Source organism: Streptomyces sp. NBC_00203, assembly GCF_045206325.1.
Taxonomy (GTDB): domain Bacteria; phylum Actinomycetota; class Actinomycetes; order Streptomycetales; family Streptomycetaceae; genus Streptomyces; species Streptomyces lutosisoli.
Window position 1 is genome coordinate 835,579 of the sequence record NZ_CP108126.1, and the last position, 18,170, is coordinate 853,748.

Consider the following 18,170-nt stretch of genomic DNA (forward strand, 5'->3'; position numbering starts at 1 on the left):
CCACGCCCGCGACGACGGGCGGCTCTAGCCGAGCTCCAGCGTCGTGACGCCGTAGACACGCTCCTGGGCGAACGGCCTGACCGGTCCGGTGTACATGCGGGCCGTTTCGAAGGACGGGGCGAGGCCGAGTTCCTCGACCAGGGCGATGCCCGCCGTGTTCGTCTCCGGGACGTCGATGGCGACCGCGCTGCCCGCGGCGTCGGCGGCCAGCGCGGAGAGAAGCGCCCGGGCGTCGTCGGCTGTGTCCGCGAACAGCGGACCGATGCGCAGGGAGTCGCGGGCCGGGCGGATCACCCCGTAGCCGGTGAGTTGCCCGTCGTCGGCGAGGCGGACGAAGGTGCGGTGCTCCGGGCCGGTCAGCCAGCTCTCCACGAACGCCGGCCGGTCCGCTGGGCAGCAGGCACTGTCGTACGCCGTGACCGCCGCGAAGTCCGCCTTCTCGGCGGGCCGGACTCCCGGCGGCGTCTCCCCCACCGGGGCCACTCCGCCGAAACGGACCGTGCGATGGGCGAGTTCGAAACCCGACTGGCGGTAGTTGTCCTGCTGCGCGACCACCCCGTCGAGGCCGACGGTGCGGCCGCCGGCATGGGCGAGGGCGGTCTTCCAGGTGGTGATGCCGTAGCCGCGCCCGCGCAGATCGGGGCGTACGAGGTAGAAGCCCAGGAAGGCGTAGTCGGCGCCGTAGTTGACCACCGAGATGGCCGAGACGGGCTCCCCGCCGATCCGGCCGATGAAGAAGCCCTCGGGGTCCTGGGCGAAGAAGCTCGCCCTGTCGGACAGCCCGGGATTCCATCCCTCGTCCGCCGCCCAGCCGCCGACCACCTTCCAGTCGTCGAGCGTGGCCTGGGTGACGACGAGGTCTTCGGGTCCCGGAGAAGTCATGTGGGCGCTCCATTCCATACGGGGTCGCGTCGTTGCGGTGGTCGGTGGCACCGGCAGCATCCTTCCCGATCTCCGTGCCGTTCGCAGCGGCAATCACCCGGCGTGGGAGGGGATTTGGCCAGGATCCCTCGCACCGGTGAGCCGGTCCCCCGGCTCCCGCGCCGCTGCCCGCGGGTCCGGCCTAGGGTTGCCGTTCATGAACATCGAACATGTGACACTGCGCCCGGTGGCCGAGGACGATCTGCCCGTCATCGAACGGTTTCTGACAGAACCTCAGTCATCTGCGCCCTTCCAGTGGTTCGGCTGGTGGGACCCCCGGCGCTGGCGGCGCCAGTGGGCGGAGAACGGTCTGCTCACCGACGACGCCGGCCAGCTGATGGTCGTGCGGGACGACGAGCGACTGGGATTCGTCTCTTGGCGGAAGATTGCCGCCACTCGAACCACGCACTACTGGAACATGGGTATCGCTCTGCTGCCGGAGGCACGCGGCAAGGGCGTGGGCACCGAGGCACAGCGGCAACTGGTCCGGTATCTCTTCGCCCACACCAACGTGGTGCGCATCGAGGCCGACACCGATTCGGAGAACATCGCCGAGCAACGCGCCCTGGAGAAAGTCGGGTTCACCCGCGAGGGCGTGCTCCGCAGTGTCGTGTTCCGCGACGGGCGGTGGCGCGACGGGGTGCGGTACAGCATCCTTCGCGATGACATTGACGCGGATGCGGACGCGTCACGCGGTTAGCCTCTGGGACGCCCTCGCACCTTCCCTTCTCAAGCAGAGGGGCTCGACCCGCTGAGCGCCACCGGGTGAGGGAGCCGAGGAGGCCCCACCGGTCACGAGCCCGGTGGGGCCTTCCGTCCTCGCTGGGCCAGTGGGTCAGCGCACCGCGACCGGTCGGAAGCGCCGGTAGAGAACGGCTCCGCCCAGGACCAGGGCCGCGCTCGCGGCGATGGCGGGCACTGTCTGGTCCGTGCCGGTGTGGGCGAGGGAGGCCATGGGCTGTCCCTGCGGGGCGTGCCGGGGCGCCGGGGGACCCGGGTGCGCCTTGGCCGGGGCGGTCGGCCTGGGGGCGGGCCCGACGGGGTGGTGGGGCAGGCCTCCGGAGATGTTCGTGGACTCGTTGCCGACGGACGCGTTGCCGAGGCCGACGACCGTCACCGAGTTGCCGGTGACGTTCACCGGGAGATGCACCGGAAGCTGTACGCCGTTGCCGGAGAGCACCCCCGGAGAATCCTTTCCGCTGCCGTGCGCGACGGCACCGCCGTGCGTGTCACCGGGCGCGACGGCCCCGCCGCCCTCGCTCTCGTTGGCGCAGCTGTTGCCCGCCGCCGGGTTGAGCAGCCCGGCCACGTTCACGGTGTTCCCGCACACGTTCACGGGAACGTGTACCGGGAGCTGGATGGTGTTGCCGGAGATCAGCCCGGGCGAGCCGACGGCGGTGCCGTCGGCCGCGGAGTCGGCGTGCGCCGGCATGGTCACGACCAGCGCGCCCGAAGCGGCGGCCGCGACGATCAATCCATTTCGGGTAACCCGTTTCATAGGTTCCCTGCCTTCCAGACATGGTCACGAGCACTCGCCCGCATGGCGTAAAACGCGGAAGAACCATCCGAGTTATGGCTTATCGGCCTTTCACCCCATCGAGCGTCATGGTTATCGAACTGGCGCAGCGGTTCGTACGAAAGATGCGGGCGCGCAGGATAAGGCATGCCGGCCCGTTCCGCTCGCCCAGAGGCGTGGCCCCTGACCTGTGCTTATCGTGATCCGGGGGGTATCGCCGGTCCACCGCCGGGGGTCCCTGGAGGCATGCATGCTGTCCGTGCACCAACGCTGCGCGTTCGCCGGAGCCGCGACCGCGACGCTGGCCCTGCTGGCGGCCGGGCTGCCCGCGGTGGCGACGGCCGCCGGCGGTCCGGACCTGTCCCGTTTCTACCGCCAGAAGATCAGGTGGGCGGCCTGCGAGGGCGAGAGCATGCCCAAGGACCTGCAGTGCGGGAAGGTGACCGTCCCGCTGGACTACGCGAACCCGGGTGGCGGAACGCTCGACGTGGCGATGGCCCGCTACCGGGCGACGGGCAGGTCGAGGGGTTCCGTGCTGTTGAACTTCGGTGGCCCCGGAGGCGCGGGAATCAGTGAACTCGCCCTCGGGGGCAAGGATTTCATGGGCCTGACGAACGGCTACGACGTGGTGACCTTCGATCCCCGCGGCGTCGGTCAGTCCTCGCCCGTCAGCTGCGGCGAGGGCGCCGACGAAGCCTCCGACGCGACGAGCGGCACCGTCGACAGCACTGATCCCCAGGCCGTTCTCAATGAGGTGAAGAAGGCCGCCGACCAATGCGCCAAGCACTCCGGCCCGGTGCTGCCGCACATCGGCACGGTCAACGCCTCCCGCGACATGGACGTGATGCGCCAGGCGCTCGGCGACAAGAAGCTCAACTACCTCGGCTTCTCGTACGGAACACGGCTGGGCGCGGTGTACGCGGCCCAATTCCCCAAGAAGACCGGCCGGTTGGTGCTGGACGGCGTGGACACGCTCACCGAATCGCTGTCCGAGCAGGGCCTGGTGGGCGCCGCGGGGCAGCAGACGGCCCTGGAGGACTTCCTCACCTGGTGCACGAAGGATGTGGGCTGCCCCTTCGGGCAGGATCCGCGCAGCGCACGACAGCAGGTCGTCCAGCTCGTCGACTCGCTCGACACGGACCCTGTCCCGTCGGACCTCGGCCAGCAGTTCTCCGGCCAGGACCTCGTGGGCGCCATCAGCCAGGCGCTGTACAGCAAGCAGCTGTGGCCCACCCTCGAAGCGGCCCTCAACCAACTGGTCCAGGACGGCGACACCCGCGGCCTCATGCAGCTGTCGGGAGGCGTCACCTTCCCCGGCGCCGCCGCGGGGGCCCGTCGGGACGGCGGACTCGTCGACGCGCAGGACGTCCCCATCGACAACCTCCCCGCCGCCCTGATGGCGATCGACTGCGCGGACGACCCCGACCGGCCCACCGCCGACCAGGTCACCCAGGACATCGACAAGATGCGCGCCTCGTACGAGGAGGCGTCCCCCGTCTTCGGTCAGTACCGGCTCACCCAGGTGCTGATGTGTTACGGCCGCCCCAAGGGCACCGACTACATCCGCGACAAGGTGCGCGACGTCCACACCCCGAAGATGCTGCTCGTCGGCACCCGCGGCGACCCCGCGACCCCATACCGCTGGACCCTGGAGACCGCCAAGCGGCTCGGTTCGTCGGCCGTCGTGCTCGACAACAAGGGCGAGGGGCACACCGGGTACGCGACCTCCAAGTGCGTGCACCGGAAGGTCGACGACTTCCTGCTGTACGGCTCCCTGCCGGACAGCGGCAGCTCGTGCGCGCCGGACGACGACACCTGAGTCCTGTGAGTCCTACTGGGGACCGAAGATGACAGAAAGGACGCGAACCGGTAACACGGACAAGTCGGGTACAACCTCTCGTGCGCCCCGGCCGTCACACTGGGCAGGCGTCGCCCTGACCCGGCGCGCCGCACCGTATGTGACCACACCAGGGGGAACACCACCGATGCGTATCCGAACCGTCCTCGCCCTTTCGACCGCGGCCACCGCGCTGCTCCTGGCCGTACCCCAGAGCGGCTCGGCCGCCCCGCAGCCCGCGCGGCCCGCGAAGTGCGCGGAGAAGGTCCTGGGGCTGCGGGCCGGGCAGTCCGCGGACCCCACCGTCGTCCACATCAGCGTGACGAACCGCTCCTCCCGCACCTGCACCGTCGACCGCATTCCGACGGTCACCTTCGGTGACCTCGACGGCGCGGCCCTGCCGACGCCCGCGGGTGAGAGCGGGCCGTACCGGATCGGCGCGGGCAGGACGGCGTACGCCGCCGTGCGGACGATCGCCGACCCGGCCGACCCGGAGGCCCGCCGGGTGGACGCGATCACCGTGTCCGCCGACCCGTCCCGCTTCGGGCGCACCTTCACCGCGCGCGAGCTGGGCGCCGGTGACGCCGTCCTGGTGTGGGAGCCGCTGACGACGTGGTGGAAGCCGTCCGTGGCCGCCGCGGACAAGGCACTGGACAACAAGTAGCCGCCGGCCCAAGTGCCCCGGTCGCCGTTCCGCGCGCGCGTCAGGCGTCCGCCACCTGATCGGCTCAACCGAGCCGCGTCCCACGCCCCGCGGAACGGCGGAATCCCTCCCCATGGATTTGACTCATGGGGTGCGCCGGATGCTCTTGCTGCTGCTCGTCGTCCTCGGTGCGGCCGGGGCGCTGGTCCTCGTGTGCGCCGTCTCGCCGTGGTGGTGGTGCGCGGCGGGCCCCCTGCTGGCCCTGACCGGGCTCGGCGCCTGGGACCTGGCGCAGCGCCGCCACGCGGTGCTGCGGAACTATCCCCTGCTCGGTCATCTCCGCTTCCTCCTGGAGGCGCTGCGGCCGGAGCTGCAGCAATACTTCGTCGAGCGGAACTTCGACGGACGCCCGTACGACCGAGAGGTGCGCAGCCTCGTGTACGAGCGTGCCAAGGGCATCGAGGCCGAGGAGCCGTTCGGCACCGAGCGTGACGTGTACGTGGACGGGTACGAGTACCTGGAACCGTCGATGCGCCCGGTCGACGTGCCGGACGAGCCGCCGGTGGTGCGCGTCGGAGGTCCCGACTGCACCCAGCCGTACGACATGGCCCTGCTCAATGTCTCCGCGATGAGCTTCGGGGCGCTGTCCTCGAACGCGATCCTGGCGCTCAACAGGGGCGCGGCGCTGGGCCGTTTCGCGCACGACACCGGTGAGGGCGGTCTGTCGGAGCACCACTTGCGGGGCGGCGGCGACCTGATCTGGGAGATCGGCACGGGGTACTTCGGCTGCCGTACCCCCGAAGGGGGCTTCGAGGCACGGGAGTTCGCCGACAAGGCGGCACTGCCCGAGGTCAAGTGCGTCTCGCTGAAGCTCTCCCAGGGTGCGAAGCCGGGCATCGGCGGGGTGCTGCCCGGCGCCAAGGTGAACGCCGAGATCGCCCGGGCGCGCGACGTTCCGGAGGGTGAGACGGTGATCTCACCGCCGTATCACCAGGTGTTCTCGACCCCACGCGAACTCGTGCGATTCGTCGCCCGCATGCGGGAGTTGGCGGGCGGCAAGCCGACCGGCCTCAAGCTCTGTGTCGGCTCACGCCGCCAGTTCCTGGCGGTCTGCAAGGCGATGCTCGCGGAAGGCGTCACGCCCGACTTCATCGTGGTCGACGGCTCGGAGGGCGGAACGGGGGCCGCTCCGCTGGAGTTCGCCGACAACATCGGTACGCCGCTCACCGAGGGGCTGATCACGGTGCACAACGCGCTCCTCGGCACCGGGCTGCGAGACCGTATCAGGATCGGCGCGAGCGGCAAGGTCGCCACCGGCACCGACATCGTCAAACGGCTGGTGCAGGGCGCGGACTACACCAACGCGGCCCGCGCGATGATGTTCGCCGTCGGCTGCCTCCAGGCCCAGCGCTGCCACACCAACACCTGCCCGGCGGGCGTCGCGACGCAGGATCCGCGCCGGGTCCGGGCCCTGGACGTGGCCGACAAGTCCGAGCGCGTCCACCGCTACCAGCGGGCGACCGTGCGCAGCGCGAGCCGGATCATGGCCGCCATGGGGGTACGGGATCCGGGCGACCTCACACCGCATCGCCTGCTGCGGCGTACGGACCCGACGACCGTACGGTCGTACGCGGAGCTCTACGAGTGGCTCGCGCCCGGCGTCCTGCTCGCCGAGCCGCCCGCGTCCTGGGCCGCGGACTGGGCGGCGGCGCATCCGGACACATTCTGAACGTCCTGAACGCGCTGGGCGTTCTGGGCGTTCTGCGACCGGGGCTTCAGAACTCGACGGCGTCCCGCACGATGGGGCAGGTCATGCAGTGGCCGCCGCCCCTCCCCCGTCCGAGTTCTGCTCCGACGATGGTGATGACCTCGATCCCGGCCTTCCGCAGCAGCGTGTTGGTCTGGGTGTTGCGGTCATAGGTGAACACCACGCCGGGCTCCAGAGCGACCGCGTTGTTGCCGCTGTCCCATTGCTGCCGCTCGGAGGCGTACACGTCTCCGCCGGTCTCGACGACCCGCAGCTCGGACAGGCCGAGCGCCTTCGCGACGACGTCGGTGAAGGGGCGCGAGCCCTCGTCGGTGAGTTCGATGCCGGGGGCCTTGTCGCTCGGGCGGAGGGAGAAGGTGTGGACCGCGTCCATGATGGTCGGGTAGAGGGTGACCAGGTCGCGGTCGGCGAAGGTGAAGACGGTGTCGAGGTGCATCGCGGCGCGCAGCTTCGGCATGCCGGCGACGATGACGTGCTCGGCCGCCCCGTTCTGGAACAGGGAGGCCGCGACCTGGGTGATGGCCTGGCGCGAGGTCCGCTCACTCATGCCCATGAGCACGATGCCGTTGCCGACCGGCATGATGTCACCGCCCTCGAACGTGGCCTGACCCCAGTCCAGTTCGGGGTCGCCCCACCACACGGTGGAGCCCGCGAAGTCCGGATGGAAGGTGTAGATCGCCTTCATCAGGAGCGTCTCGTCGTGCCGGGCGGGCCAGTACAGCGGGTTGAGCGTGAGGCCGCCGTACAGCCAGCATGTCGTGTCGCGGGTGTAGAGCGTGTTGGGCAGCGGCGGCATCAGATATTCGCGTACGCCGGTCGACTCGCGGGCCAGCGCGAGATAGCCGGAGCGGAAGTCGTCCGGGAGATCGGCGGTGGCCAGACCGCCGATCAAGTACTTGGCGAGCCGGGCGGGTTCGAGGGACTCCAGGAAGGCCCGGGTGTCCTCGATCAGGCCGAGTCCGACCTGGTTCGCGATGATCTTCCGGTCCAGGAGCCAGTCCCTGGCCACGGGGAGCGCCATCGTCTGGGCGAGCAGCTCGTGCAGTTCCACGACGTCCACGCCGCGCTCGCGCAGCTTGTTGACGAAGTCGGCGTGGTCGCGCTGCGCGTTCTCCACCCACATGACGTCGTCGAAGAGCAGGTCGTCGGAGTTGGTGGGGGTGAGCCGGCGGTGCGCGAGTCCGGGCGCGCACACCAGCACCTTGCGCAGTCTGCCGACCTCGGAGTGGACGCCGTACTCCGGACGGCTCGTGGTGTCTTGACTGGTCACGGTAGGCCTTTCTCCAGATCGGAGACGGACAGGTCACAGACGGACGGGTCAGAGGCTGATCCAGCCCACCGCCAGGGCGACGATCCCGAGGATCGCGCCGGCGATCGAGACGGCGAGGATGACGAGTTCACGGGGCGAGAACAGCCGTCTGCCCTGCTCCCGCCGGGCCATCACGAACAGGGCCGTGGCGGGCGCGTAGATGATGAAGGAGACGAGGAGGTACTTCAGCCCGGCCGCGTAGAGCAGGAACGCGGTGTAGACGGTGGCGAGTGAGGCGATGACGAGGTCGCCGCCGAGACGCCCTCGCGCGATCTTCACGGCGAAGGCCGCCGCCAGCAGGAACGGGATCAGCGTCAGCGCACTGGTCAGATCCAGCGCGAAGTTGAACGCGTCGTCCGAGAACAGCGTGACGACCAGCACGACTTGGGTGAGCAGGGTCGTCATCAGCAGCGCGGGCACGGGCACGTCGGCCGCGGTTGAGCGGCCGAGGAAGCGGGGCATGTCCTCGTCCTTGGCGGCGACGAACAGCACCTCGGCGGACATCAACGTCCAGGCGAGATAGGCGCCGAGCACCGAGACGATCAGGCCGACGCTGACGAAGACCTGGCCCCAGGTGCCGACGGCGTGTTCCAGGACCCCCGCCATGGAAGGCTGCCGCAGCTCGGCGATCTCGCCCATCGGCATGATCCCGTACGAGACGATCGTGACCGAGGCGAAGACGGCGAAGACGCTCAGAAAGCCGAGGACGGTGGCCCGGCCGACGTCCTCGCGGCGTTTGGCGTGCCGGGAGTAGACGCTCGCGCCCTCGACTCCGAGGAACACGAAGACCGTGGCCAGCATGGTGCCCTTGACCTGCTGGAACAGAGAACCGGCGTAGTCGGCGCCGCCGAAGTTCTCGGCGAAGACATGGGGGTTCAGGTAGAAGAGCGCGAGGATGATGAAGACGAGGATCGGCACGATCTTGGCGACGGTGACGATCCGGTTGATGGCCGCGGCCTCCTTCACCCCTCTGCGGATGAGGAAGAAGAACGACCACAGGCCCACCGACGAAAGGACGATGGCGAGGACGGTGTCGCCGTCGCCCAGTGCCGGCGCGATCGCCCCGATGGTCGACATGATGAGCACCCAGTACGTCACGTTGCCGACACAGGCGCTGGCCCAGTAGCCGAAGGCCGAGAAGAAGCCCAGGTACTCCCCGAAGCCCGCCTTCGCGTACGCGTAGACACCCGCGTCGAGGTCGGGTCTGCTGATCGCCAGCCGCTGGAAGACGAAGGCGAGCATCAGCATGCCGGTGCCCGCGACGGCCCAGGCGATCAGGGCGCCCGCGACGCCCGTCTCCTGGGCGAACCGGCTGGGCAGCGAGAACACCCCCGCCCCGACCATCGAGCCGACGACCATGGTGGTGAGCGTCAGCAGGGTGAGCTTGGCGGCGGGCGGCGCCTGGGTTTCCGCGTCGACCTGCGTCATGGGCGTCCTACGGAGACGGGCATCGTCGTACGACGCACGATGCGGAAGAACGTCATCTGGCGACCCGAGCGACACTAACAACCAAGTGCTCCAAATGCCCGATAAGAGAATCGGTTCTATGGTGCTGGTATGGAGCACGCACTCAGCCCAGCGACCCTCACCGAGCTGCGCAGGCCGCGGCCCTATCCGGCGGTGTCCGTGTTGACGCCGACACACCGCCGTGAACCGGACAACGCTCAGGATCCGGTCCGGCTGCGCAATGTGGTGGCCGAGGCCAAGAAGCAGCTGGAGGCCGATCCCTCGGTCACCCGCGAACGGCGTACGGATGTCGTCGACCAGCTTGAGCGGGCCCTGAGGGAAGTCGATCTGGCGCACGCCGAGGACGGCCTCGCGATCTTCGCGGCGCCCGGCGAGCACCAGGTCTGGTCACTGGCCCGCACCGTGCCCGAACGCGTGGTGCTCTCGGACACCTTCCTGACCCGCAACCTGGTCGCCGCACAGGCCTCCGAGCGGCCGTTCTGGGTGCTCGCGGTCTCCGCCGACCGGGTCACGCTGTGGAACGGCGGCGCGGAACATGTCGTCGAGGACGACTCCGGCGGCTTTCCGCTGAGCCGGGACCGCGAGAACTTCGACGCCGAGCGCCAGGAACAGATCGGCGACATGCCGAGCACCTTCCGCGACGAGGGGATCCGGCGCTTCCTGCGCGACGCCGACATCGCCATGAGCGCCGTCCTGCGCGAGCAGCCGCGACCGCTGTACGTCACCGGTGAGACCGCCGCGCTCTCCGCCCTCGACGAGATCGGCACCGTCACCAAGGACGCGGCACACGTCCAGCACGGTGGCCTCGCGCACGGGACTCCCCAGGCCGTATGGCAGGCGGTGCGTCCGCTGATCAGCGCCGAGGAGAGGAAGCACACCGACGAGGTGGCGCGGGAACTCGTCACGGCCCGCGGACGCAAGGAGTTCGCCGCCGGAGTCGACGAGGTGTGGCAGAACGCGACCGAGGGCCGGATCCGGCTGCTCGCCGTCGAGGAGAACTACCGCGTGACGGTGCGCGACGGCGGCGACCATCTCGTCCCGGCCGAGAGCGGTGACCTGGACGCCCGCGAGGACATCGTCGACGAGATCGTCGAACAGTGTCTGGAGACCGGGGCCGAGGTGCGCTTCGTCCCCGACGGCAGCCTCGGGGACGCGAAAGGCATCGCCGGGGTACTGCGCTACTGATCTCTCCGGCCGACAATCGGACCACATGGATCACATGGACCGGGCTGTCGGCGGAGAGGTGCGGAGCGCGTGAGTGAACTGTTGGGTGTGGCGGTCCTGGGTGCCGGACACATGGGAGCCGACCATATACGTCGGATCGACCATGTGGTGAGCGGTGCTCGGGTCGCCGCGGTGGCGGATCCCGAGACCGGCCGGGCCAAGGACGCCGTGGCCGGGATCGACGGTGTCTCGGTCCATGCCGAGGTGTCGGCGGCGCTCGACGCACCCGGCGTACAGGCGGTGCTGATCGCCTCCCCCGGACCCGCGCACGAGGAAGCCCTGCTCGCGGCCTTCGAGCGCGGCCTGCCGGTGCTGTGCGAGAAGCCGCTGGTGCCGGAGTCCGCGGGCGCGCTGCGGGTGGTGGAAGCCGAGGCGCGGCTCGGCCGGCGGCTGACCCAGGTCGGGTTCATGCGCCGGTACGACGCCGAGTATCAGCGCCTCAAGTCCCTGCTGGACAGCGGGCGGCTGGGCCGTCCGCTGATGCTCCACTGCACGCACCGCAATGTCTCGTCGCCGCCGGACTTCACCTCGGCGATGCTGGTCAACAGCTCCGTGTCGCACGAGATCGACGCGGCCCGCTGGCTGCTGGGCCAGGAGCTCACGGCAGTGAGCGTGCTGCGCCCACGGCCGTCCTCGGATGCCCCGGCGGGCCTCATCGATCCTCAATTCGTGCTGTTCGAGACCGCGGACGGCGCCCTGGTCGACGTCGAGGTGTTCGTCAACTGCGGCTTCGGCTACCAGGTGCGGTGCGAGGCGGTCTGCGAGTCGGGGAGCGCCCGAATCGGGGACGAGCACACGATGGTGGTGACCTCGGCGGCCGGTGCGTACGAGGAGGTGGCGCAGGACTATCTCGTACGGTTCGCCGACGCCTACGACCGCGAGGTGCAGGCGTGGGTGGACGCCACCCGGGCGGGCCGGGTCACCGGGCCCAGCGCCTGGGACGGGTATGCGGCGTCCGCCGTCGCCGAGGCGGGGGTCCGGGCGCTGGAGGACGGCGGCCGGGTGACCGTCGAACTCGCCCCGCGCCCGGACCTCTACGCGTGATCAGCCGTTGACGCTCATGCTCAGCCGCTGACGCTCGCCGCGCCCGTCTCGATGTGCCCGGTGAACCGGCGCGACCAGCTCGCGTCGGAGTCGACGGTGATCGTGAAGTCGTACCAACCGTCCTGGTATGCCACCGCGTTGAAGAAGTCCTCCGTCGAGCCGCCCGCGGCGACGGTGTACGTCCAGGGCCCGTCGCCGCGGTAGTGGTTCGAGGTGATCGTGAACTTCACCGAGGACGCGGAGGAGTTGGTCATCATGAAGTAGATGGCCGTCTTCCCTGTGCCGGGTTCGGTCGCGTAACGGGTGCTCACCTCGGCCGACTTGCCCGCCAGCGTCGCGTCGCCCTTGAAGCGGCGCAGGAAGCGGTTGGGGCCGGTCATGGAGATGTCGTACTTGCCGTCGCCGTACCCCGAGCCGATGCTGAAGTAGTCGGAGGCGGTGCCGCCCGCGTCGACCGTGTACTGCCACGGCGTGGTGTCGCGGTAGGCGTTGGGGTGGACCGAGAAGTGCGCGGCGCTCTTGGCGGGGGTGCCCTGGTTGGCCATGGTGAACCAGGCGAGGATCTTGCCGCTCGCGCCGAACTCCAGGTGGTCCAGGTGGCCGCCCGGCTGATACGGCAGGGCGCGGGCGGGCCGGGTGCCGGACTCCTGGGCGGGCAGTGTGTTGGTGGTGGGCACCGGGTTGGGCAGCGGGCCGCAGGTGCCGTACCCGATGACGCTCGTCGCGGGCAGCGAGGCGGCGCCGTACACCGGATGCGCGAAGTCGAAGACGCCGGTCAGGTCGCCGGTGACCTTGCGGCGCCAGGCGCTGATGTTGGGGCATGCGGCGGGCTTGCCGAGGGCGTTGGTCCAGGTCTCCAGGAAGCGCAGGACGGAGGTGTGGTCGAAGACCTCCGAGGAGACCCAGCCACCGCGTGTCCAGGGCGAGATGACCAGCATGGGGACGCGGAAGCCGAGGCCGTACGGAACGCCGTTCAGGAACTCCCCCGCCGTGCCTGCGGGCGGCGCCGGGGGCGGGACGTGGTCGAAGAAGCCGTCGTTCTCGTCGTAGTTGAGGAACAGGACGGTCGAGTCGAAGACGTTCGCGTCCGCGGCGAGCGCCTTGTAGACCAGGTCGACGAAGTGGGCGCCGTCGCCGGGCGGGGCGTAGGGATGCTCCGAGAAGGCCTGGTTGGCGACCACCCAGGAGACCTGGGGCAGGGTGCCCGCGAGGACGTCGGCCTTGATGGCGGCGGCGATGTCGTCGGGCGTGGAGCCGGTGACCTTCGGCACGGAGGCCATGCCGCGGTCGTACAGCGGGTCGCCCGCCTTGGCCGAGGCGAACTTCTTGAAGTAGGCGCAGCCGTTGTCGCCGTAGTTGTCCTGCGCGTTCTGGTAGACCTTCCAGGTCACCCCGGCCGCTTGCAGCGCCTCGGCGTAGTTCTGCCAGGTCAGTCCGGACTCGTCGCCCCCGTCGTAGCTGGAGCCGTCGACCTTGCCACTCCACAGGTACGTACGGTTGGGGCCGGTGGCGCTGAGCGAAGAGCAGAAGTAGGCGTCGCAGATGGTGTAGTTGTCGGCGAGCGCGTAGTGGAACGGAATGTCGGAGCGATCGAGGTAGCCGAGCGAGCGTACGTTGCCGACGCCCGAGACCCAGTTGTCCAGCCGCCCCTTGTTCCAGGCGGAGTGCTGCGAGGACCAGGAGTGCGGAAGGTCGCCGCTGCACTGGGCGAGGGTCTCGCCGTCCTTGCCGCCCGCGGCAGGCGTGGAGCTGAGCTTCCACGGGTACTGTCTGCCGCTGCCGTTCGGCTGGTTGAAGACGGAGTTGCCGCCGGACAGGGTGATGCCGCTGCGGTCGTCGAAGCCGCGGACGCCCTTGAGACGGCCGAAGTAGTGGTCGAAGCTGCGGTTTTCCTGCATGAGGATGACGACGTGCTGTACGTCCGAGATCGTGCCGGTCGCCGTTGCCGCGGTGTCGGCGGCCGCCGCCGGACGCGAGCCGACGCCCATCGCGGCGCCTGCCGCCACGGATGCGCCGAGCCCCACAAAGCCTCTTCGGCTGATCGGTGTCATTCGCCCGCCCTCGTCACTGGAGTGCCCCTGCGGCACACCGCGCGCAAGCGTGCACGGGGTGATCGTCAAGGTCCATACCTGTGTGGTGAGGCGCGGGTGAACAGCGGTCGAACCTCGCCGAGTGGACGGATCCGACGCGTCTGTGGCCTTCTGCTGCCCCGGCGCGACCGCACGGCACCGCGCGAGCGGGATCCGGCGCGAGGCCGCCCGTGACACCGCGTCAGGCCGCGGTCGGGAGTTCCCGCAGCCCGAGTTGCTGCACCAGCAGCAGGCTGTCCGCGTTCGCCCAGTACTCGGCGAGCAGGCCGTCCGCCACCCGGAGCGTGTCGGTTCCCGTGAACGCGACCTCGTTGCCGATCGCCTCCTCGGGAGCGCCGGGGAACCCGCCGCGATAGGTGCCCCGCGCCTGCCAACGGACCACGAGGTACTCGTCGGTGGCGATCGGTCCGACCTGGATGCTGAAGGTCAGGTCGCTCAACAAGGTGTGGATCCCGGCGACCCACTGGTTCAGCCCCTCCCGGCCGTGGATCTCGTCCCCGCCGGATCCGGTGATCGGCGCCGCGTGGGCGACGAAGTCGGGGGCGATGATCTTCTCGGTGAGCGAAAGATCGTTGTTCCAGAGCTCTTTCCAGGGCTCGACGAGTGCGGCGTTCTCCTGCGCGGACATGGGTTTCTCCTGGTGTGTGCCGATGCCGGAACGAAGGGATGTCACTGGGCGTGGGGCGCGTCCCGGTCCGGGTCGGGCACGAGGATCACCTTGCCGGTGACGGTGCCGGACTCGGCCAGCCGCATGGCTTCCGCGGCCCGGCCGAGCGGGATGCGGGCCGCGACCTGCGCGGTGATGGCGCCGTCGGCGAGCAGGGCGAAGACCTGGCCGAGGTCGGTACGCAGGCGCTCGTGGAAGGCGGCCGAACGGCGCTTGCCGGCCCAGATGTTGTAGAAGTGCGTACGCCGGCCATTGGGCAGGAACTTCCAGAGGAACAGCCGCCCGACGAGCTTGAGGATCGGCAGCTTGGAGGATCCGGCGATGTCCCGGGTGGCCGCGCTGCCGTACGAGACGAGCGTGCCGCCCCGGGCCAGCAGCCCGAAGGAGTCGACGATGCCCTCGCCTCCCACGTGGTCGAAGACGGCGTCGACGCCGCCCGGCGCCAACTCCCGCACCCTGGCGGGCAGATCGGGCGCGCGATAGTCGACCGGGGTGGCACCGAGCGCGCGCACCGCGTCGTGATGCCGGGGCGAGGCGGTGCCGATGACGCGGATGCCGGCGTGGGTGGCCAGCTGCACCAGCGTGGAGCCCACACCGCCGTTCGCCCCGTGCACCAGTACGGTCTGGCCCGCGCGGACCCTGGCGATACGGTGCAGCATCTGCCAGGCGGTGATGCCGTTGACGACCACCGTCTCCGCGTCGCCGGGATCCAGCGTGCCGGGGACCTCGACGAGATCGGTGACGGGCAGTACGACCCGGCTGGCCCAGCCGCCGACCTTGGTCAGAGCGGCGAAGCGCCGGCCGACCAGTGACGCGTCCACCCCCGCGCCGACCCGGACCACGACGCCGACCAGGTCGTAGCCCGGCACGAAGGGGAACGGCGGCTGGTCGTAGTACTTGCCGCGGCGCATCTGCTGCTCGGCGAACGACACTCCGGAGGCCTCCAGGGCGAGGACGACCTCACCTGCGGCGGGCTGCGTCGCGGGGCGCACACGGATCTCGAGGCCCGAAAGTTCCACGACTCCCGGGAGGACGACTTCGGTCACCACATCGGCCACAGTCTCCGTGCCCATGCCGGTCAGAGCTCCTTAGTTATTGCTTCTCGTGTTCGTGATAGGTTCTAACAAGAGCTTGCTCCTCTATATTCCGTAAGTCAAGGGCCACCCGAGAAGACGAAGAAGGCGACGACATGGCGGCAGAGAACCGGACGGAGCCCGGCCTGCGCGATCGGTTCCGCGCGCAGGTACGGCAGGAGGTCAAGACCGCGGCACTGCGACAGCTGGCCGAGGGAGGCCCGGAGGCGCTGTCGCTCAACGCCATCGCCAAGCAGGTGGGCATGACGGGGCCCGCGCTCTACCGCTACTTCACCAACCGGGACAGCCTGCTGACCGAGCTGGTCATCGACGCCTACGGGGACCTGGCGTCCGCACTCGCCCGCGCGGCCGACGCCGGCGCGACGGACGCGGCCGTCCGCCTGACCGCGGTCGTCCGGGCCTTTCGCGCCTGGGCGCTGACCGAGCCACACCGCTACCGGCTCCTGTTCCGGGCGCCCCTCCAGGGCTATGACGCACAGTCCACGAGCCTGGTCGAGGCCTCCCAGCCCGCCATGACCGTCGTACTGGAGGTGGTGGGCGCCCTCGCGAAGCCGGACACGGCGGTTCCACAAGGCCCGGCGGTCCAGTTCCGGGAGTGGATGAAACGGCACGGAATCGAGGACGTGCCGGAGGCGGTCGCCGCGCGAACCACCATGCTGTGGGCGCATCTGCACGGCCTGGTGAGCCTGGAGATCGAGGGCAACTTCAGCTCGATGGGTATCGACCCGGCCGCTCTCTACGAGACCGAGGTGAAGGACTTCGTGCGCTCACTCTGAGCCCCGGCTCGGCCCGATCCGCGTTTGACGGATCCCACAACGGAGCAGGCTTCGCACATATGCCCCTCGAACAGAGGACTGAAGGGCGGGCACGCGCATCCGGCAGACCATCAAGTCACGTACGCCGTCTACGACTTGACCATGTCGGACGCGTACCGAATCGGTCCCACACAGCCGGTCCATGAGGACTGCGGCATATGCCAGAAGCACCACCGTATCGGGTGTTGCCAAATCCCTTACAGCGCGTCGCGGGCTGTGCAACAGTCGTAACGGTCCTTCCGTCAGCCTTGGTCGTACCGTCCCCGCATCGGAGTACGCAATGCCCTCCCATCTCTCTGCGGACCGCCCAGCCGCTCAGCCGCCCCAGCGCGGCACGGTCGACGCGCTCATTTCGCAGACGCGGCGGCTGCGCGGCGAGGTGGACGCCGTACGGCGTGACGCGCCCGCCGACGGCGAGGATCCGCAGGGACGCTGGCAGCGTGCGCTGTGCAATCTGGCGATGCATCAACTCAACGATCTCGACGAGCACTTGGGCCAGCTGCGGGACGGACCACCGCCTGTGCCCGTCCAACCCGCAGCCGTCCCCGCCGCCCGAGCCGTGCCGGCCGCATCCCGGCGCGGCTCCCTGCTGAGCCGGGTCGGCAGCGCCGAGTGGAACCTGCTGACGGACGAGGCCAGTTGGTCCGGTGAGCTCTATCAGATCCTGGGCCGCGATCCGGCCGCTCCCCCGCTGACGCTCGACGAACTTCCGTCGCTGGTGCTCGACGAGGACCGGCGGATGCTGACGGCGATGGTCACGGAGTGCCTCATCGACGCCAAGCCCATCGACGGGGAGTTCCGCATCACGCGCCCCGACGGCGGGGTGCGCACCGTGCACATGATGGGCGAGCCCGTGCTCGACGCCGACGGCAGCACCGCCTCGATGTGGGCCGTGCTGCGCGACGTCAGCGAACTGCGCCGCAGCCAGCGGACGGTGAGCGAGACCCGTGACTCGCTGCAGCGCGAGCGACACATCGCGCAGACCGAGCACCGGCTCGCGGTCGAACTGCAGGAGGCCGTGCTGCCGCCGTGGCGCGGTTCCCTGCGGTTCCCGCACGGGGGCCCCGGAACCCTCGACCTCGCCGCGCACTATCTCCCGTCGTCGACCAGCGCACTGATCGGCGGCGACTGGTACGACGCCCTCGAACTCCCCGACGGGGACACCCTGTTGAGCGTCGGTGACCTCACCGGCCACGGAGTCGCCGCGACCTCGGGCATGGCGATGCTGCTCGGCGCCCTGCGCGGTATGGCCGTGACAGGCACCCGGCCGGGCCAACTCCTGTCCTGGCTCAACCAGTTGCTCGACGCCTCCGTCCAGCCGGCTCTGGGCAGCGCCGTCTGCTGCCGCTACCGGCCCGAGACCCGCACCCTCAGCTGGGCGCAGGCAGGACACCCCGCCCCGCTGCTGTTCCGCAACGGGACGGGGCGCGCACTGCCGGCACCGGACGGCGTGCTGCTCGGGGCGACCTCGGGCGCCGTCTACGGGCAGGCCGAGGAACCACTCGAAGAGGGCGACCTGCTGCTCCTGCACACCGACGGACTGGTGCCGTGGCGATCAGGGTCCTCCCGCTCGGGAGCTGCCGAGAGTGGAGGAGGAGCGACGGCCGTCCAGAGGCTGCTCGACCTGGCCCCGCGCTTCGACGGGACCCGCACGGCCCAGGACTGTGTACGGATGGTTGTCGAGGAATTCGGCGAGACCGAGCGCGAGGACGACGCCTGCGTGCTCATCGCCCGGGTCGGCTGCTGAAGCCGATCCGTGTTGCCGACACGGGCCC

The 18,170-nt window shown here is 69.9% G+C and carries 15 protein-coding genes; 8 read left to right on the forward strand and 7 right to left on the reverse strand.

Going from position 1 to position 18,170, the window contains the following annotated elements; translation table 11 throughout:
- Positions 1 to 24: 24 nt before the first annotated feature.
- Complete coding sequence (locus tag OG975_RS04120; RefSeq protein ID WP_406327486.1) at positions 25 to 882, reverse strand: GNAT family N-acetyltransferase; 858 nt, start codon at positions 880 to 882, stop codon at positions 25 to 27.
- Between the two features lie 196 nt (positions 883 to 1,078).
- Between OG975_RS04120 and OG975_RS04125 the strand changes: the two genes are divergently transcribed.
- Positions 1,079 to 1,621: a GNAT family N-acetyltransferase gene (locus OG975_RS04125; RefSeq protein WP_406327488.1), complete on the forward strand. Its 543-nt coding sequence runs from the start codon at positions 1,079 to 1,081 to the stop codon at positions 1,619 to 1,621.
- Between the two features lie 135 nt (positions 1,622 to 1,756).
- Here the strand turns inward: OG975_RS04125 and OG975_RS04130 are convergent, their stop codons facing one another.
- A complete protein-coding gene (locus tag OG975_RS04130; protein ID WP_406327489.1) occupies positions 1,757 to 2,419 on the reverse strand; it encodes a chaplin in 663 nt (220 codons plus the stop codon).
- Positions 2,420 to 2,687: 268 nt separating this feature from the next.
- Here OG975_RS04130 and OG975_RS04135 point away from each other — a divergent pair, with 268 nt between their 5' ends.
- From OG975_RS04135 to OG975_RS04145, 3 genes are all read left to right on the forward strand, one after another.
- Entirely contained in the window at positions 2,688 to 4,256 is a 1,569-nt protein-coding gene (locus OG975_RS04135; protein WP_406327490.1) for an alpha/beta hydrolase, read from the forward strand.
- Positions 4,257 to 4,422: 166 nt separating this feature from the next.
- Positions 4,423 to 4,938 (forward strand): DUF4232 domain-containing protein, encoded by a 516-nt coding sequence (locus tag OG975_RS04140; protein WP_406327491.1) that lies wholly within the window; start codon positions 4,423 to 4,425, stop codon positions 4,936 to 4,938.
- 139 nt (positions 4,939 to 5,077) lie between these two features.
- Positions 5,078 to 6,646: an FMN-binding glutamate synthase family protein gene (locus OG975_RS04145; RefSeq protein WP_406336139.1), complete on the forward strand. Its 1,569-nt coding sequence runs from the start codon at positions 5,078 to 5,080 to the stop codon at positions 6,644 to 6,646.
- A 46-nt stretch (positions 6,647 to 6,692) separates the two neighbouring features.
- Here OG975_RS04145 and OG975_RS04150 read toward each other — a convergent pair whose 3' ends face one another.
- Both OG975_RS04150 and OG975_RS04155 read right to left on the reverse strand, forming a co-directional pair.
- Positions 6,693 to 7,955 carry an arginine deiminase gene (locus tag OG975_RS04150; protein WP_406327492.1) on the reverse strand — a complete coding sequence of 421 codons (1,263 nt, stop codon included), beginning with the start codon at positions 7,953 to 7,955 and terminating at the stop codon, positions 6,693 to 6,695.
- A 48-nt stretch (positions 7,956 to 8,003) separates the two neighbouring features.
- Positions 8,004 to 9,422, reverse strand: coding sequence for a basic amino acid/polyamine antiporter (locus OG975_RS04155; protein WP_406327493.1), 1,419 nt, complete (start codon positions 9,420 to 9,422; stop codon positions 8,004 to 8,006).
- Between the two features lie 129 nt (positions 9,423 to 9,551).
- On the opposite strand from OG975_RS04155, the gene OG975_RS04160 reads away from it, so the two are divergent.
- A complete protein-coding gene (locus tag OG975_RS04160; RefSeq protein ID WP_406327494.1) occupies positions 9,552 to 10,646 on the forward strand; it encodes a chemotaxis protein in 1,095 nt (364 codons plus the stop codon).
- Between the two features lie 69 nt (positions 10,647 to 10,715).
- Positions 10,716 to 11,729, forward strand: a complete 1,014-nt coding sequence (locus tag OG975_RS04165) for a Gfo/Idh/MocA family protein (RefSeq protein WP_406327496.1) — start codon at positions 10,716 to 10,718, stop codon at positions 11,727 to 11,729.
- A gap of 20 nt (positions 11,730 to 11,749) precedes the next feature.
- On the opposite strand, the gene OG975_RS04170 is transcribed toward OG975_RS04165, so the two are convergent.
- The 3 genes from OG975_RS04170 to OG975_RS04180 all read right to left on the reverse strand — a co-directional run bounded on the left by OG975_RS04170 (position 11,750) and on the right by OG975_RS04180 (position 15,559).
- Positions 11,750 to 13,780 (reverse strand): phosphocholine-specific phospholipase C, encoded by a 2,031-nt coding sequence (locus OG975_RS04170; protein WP_406327498.1) that lies wholly within the window; start codon positions 13,778 to 13,780, stop codon positions 11,750 to 11,752.
- 220 nt (positions 13,781 to 14,000) lie between these two features.
- A complete protein-coding gene (locus OG975_RS04175; protein WP_406327499.1) occupies positions 14,001 to 14,447 on the reverse strand; it encodes an ester cyclase in 447 nt (148 codons plus the stop codon).
- Positions 14,448 to 14,488: 41 nt separating this feature from the next.
- Positions 14,489 to 15,559 carry a medium chain dehydrogenase/reductase family protein gene (locus tag OG975_RS04180; protein ID WP_406327500.1) on the reverse strand — a complete coding sequence of 357 codons (1,071 nt, stop codon included), beginning with the start codon at positions 15,557 to 15,559 and terminating at the stop codon, positions 14,489 to 14,491.
- Between the two features lie 116 nt (positions 15,560 to 15,675).
- Between OG975_RS04180 and OG975_RS04185 the strand changes: the two genes are divergently transcribed.
- Both OG975_RS04185 and OG975_RS04190 read left to right on the forward strand, forming a co-directional pair.
- Positions 15,676 to 16,356 carry a TetR/AcrR family transcriptional regulator gene (locus OG975_RS04185; RefSeq protein WP_406327502.1) on the forward strand — a complete coding sequence of 227 codons (681 nt, stop codon included), beginning with the start codon at positions 15,676 to 15,678 and terminating at the stop codon, positions 16,354 to 16,356.
- A gap of 319 nt (positions 16,357 to 16,675) precedes the next feature.
- Positions 16,676 to 18,142: a PP2C family protein-serine/threonine phosphatase gene (locus tag OG975_RS04190; protein ID WP_406327504.1), complete on the forward strand. Its 1,467-nt coding sequence runs from the start codon at positions 16,676 to 16,678 to the stop codon at positions 18,140 to 18,142.
- Positions 18,143 to 18,170: the final 28 nt, after the last annotated feature.

What these genes read in the sequence shown, in the direction of transcription:
- OG975_RS04120 (WP_406327486.1), bottom strand. Translation starts at nt 882, where the DNA reads ATGACTTCTCCGGGACCCGAAGACCTCGTCGTCACCCAGGCCACGCTC.
- OG975_RS04125 (WP_406327488.1), top strand. Translation starts at nt 1,079, where the DNA reads ATGAACATCGAACATGTGACACTGCGCCCGGTGGCCGAGGACGATCTG.
- OG975_RS04130 (WP_406327489.1), bottom strand. Translation starts at nt 2,419, where the DNA reads ATGAAACGGGTTACCCGAAATGGATTGATCGTCGCGGCCGCCGCTTCG.
- OG975_RS04135 (WP_406327490.1), top strand. Translation starts at nt 2,688, where the DNA reads ATGCTGTCCGTGCACCAACGCTGCGCGTTCGCCGGAGCCGCGACCGCG.
- OG975_RS04140 (WP_406327491.1), top strand. Translation starts at nt 4,423, where the DNA reads ATGCGTATCCGAACCGTCCTCGCCCTTTCGACCGCGGCCACCGCGCTG.
- OG975_RS04145 (WP_406336139.1), top strand. Translation starts at nt 5,078, where the DNA reads ATGCTCTTGCTGCTGCTCGTCGTCCTCGGTGCGGCCGGGGCGCTGGTC.
- OG975_RS04155 (WP_406327493.1), bottom strand. Translation starts at nt 9,422, where the DNA reads ATGACGCAGGTCGACGCGGAAACCCAGGCGCCGCCCGCCGCCAAGCTC.
- OG975_RS04160 (WP_406327494.1), top strand. Translation starts at nt 9,552, where the DNA reads ATGGAGCACGCACTCAGCCCAGCGACCCTCACCGAGCTGCGCAGGCCG.
- OG975_RS04170 (WP_406327498.1), bottom strand. Translation starts at nt 13,780, where the DNA reads ATGACACCGATCAGCCGAAGAGGCTTTGTGGGGCTCGGCGCATCCGTG.
- OG975_RS04175 (WP_406327499.1), bottom strand. Translation starts at nt 14,447, where the DNA reads ATGTCCGCGCAGGAGAACGCCGCACTCGTCGAGCCCTGGAAAGAGCTC.
- OG975_RS04180 (WP_406327500.1), bottom strand. Translation starts at nt 15,559, where the DNA reads ATGGGCACGGAGACTGTGGCCGATGTGGTGACCGAAGTCGTCCTCCCG.
- OG975_RS04185 (WP_406327502.1), top strand. Translation starts at nt 15,676, where the DNA reads ATGGCGGCAGAGAACCGGACGGAGCCCGGCCTGCGCGATCGGTTCCGC.
- OG975_RS04190 (WP_406327504.1), top strand. Translation starts at nt 16,676, where the DNA reads ATGCCCTCCCATCTCTCTGCGGACCGCCCAGCCGCTCAGCCGCCCCAG.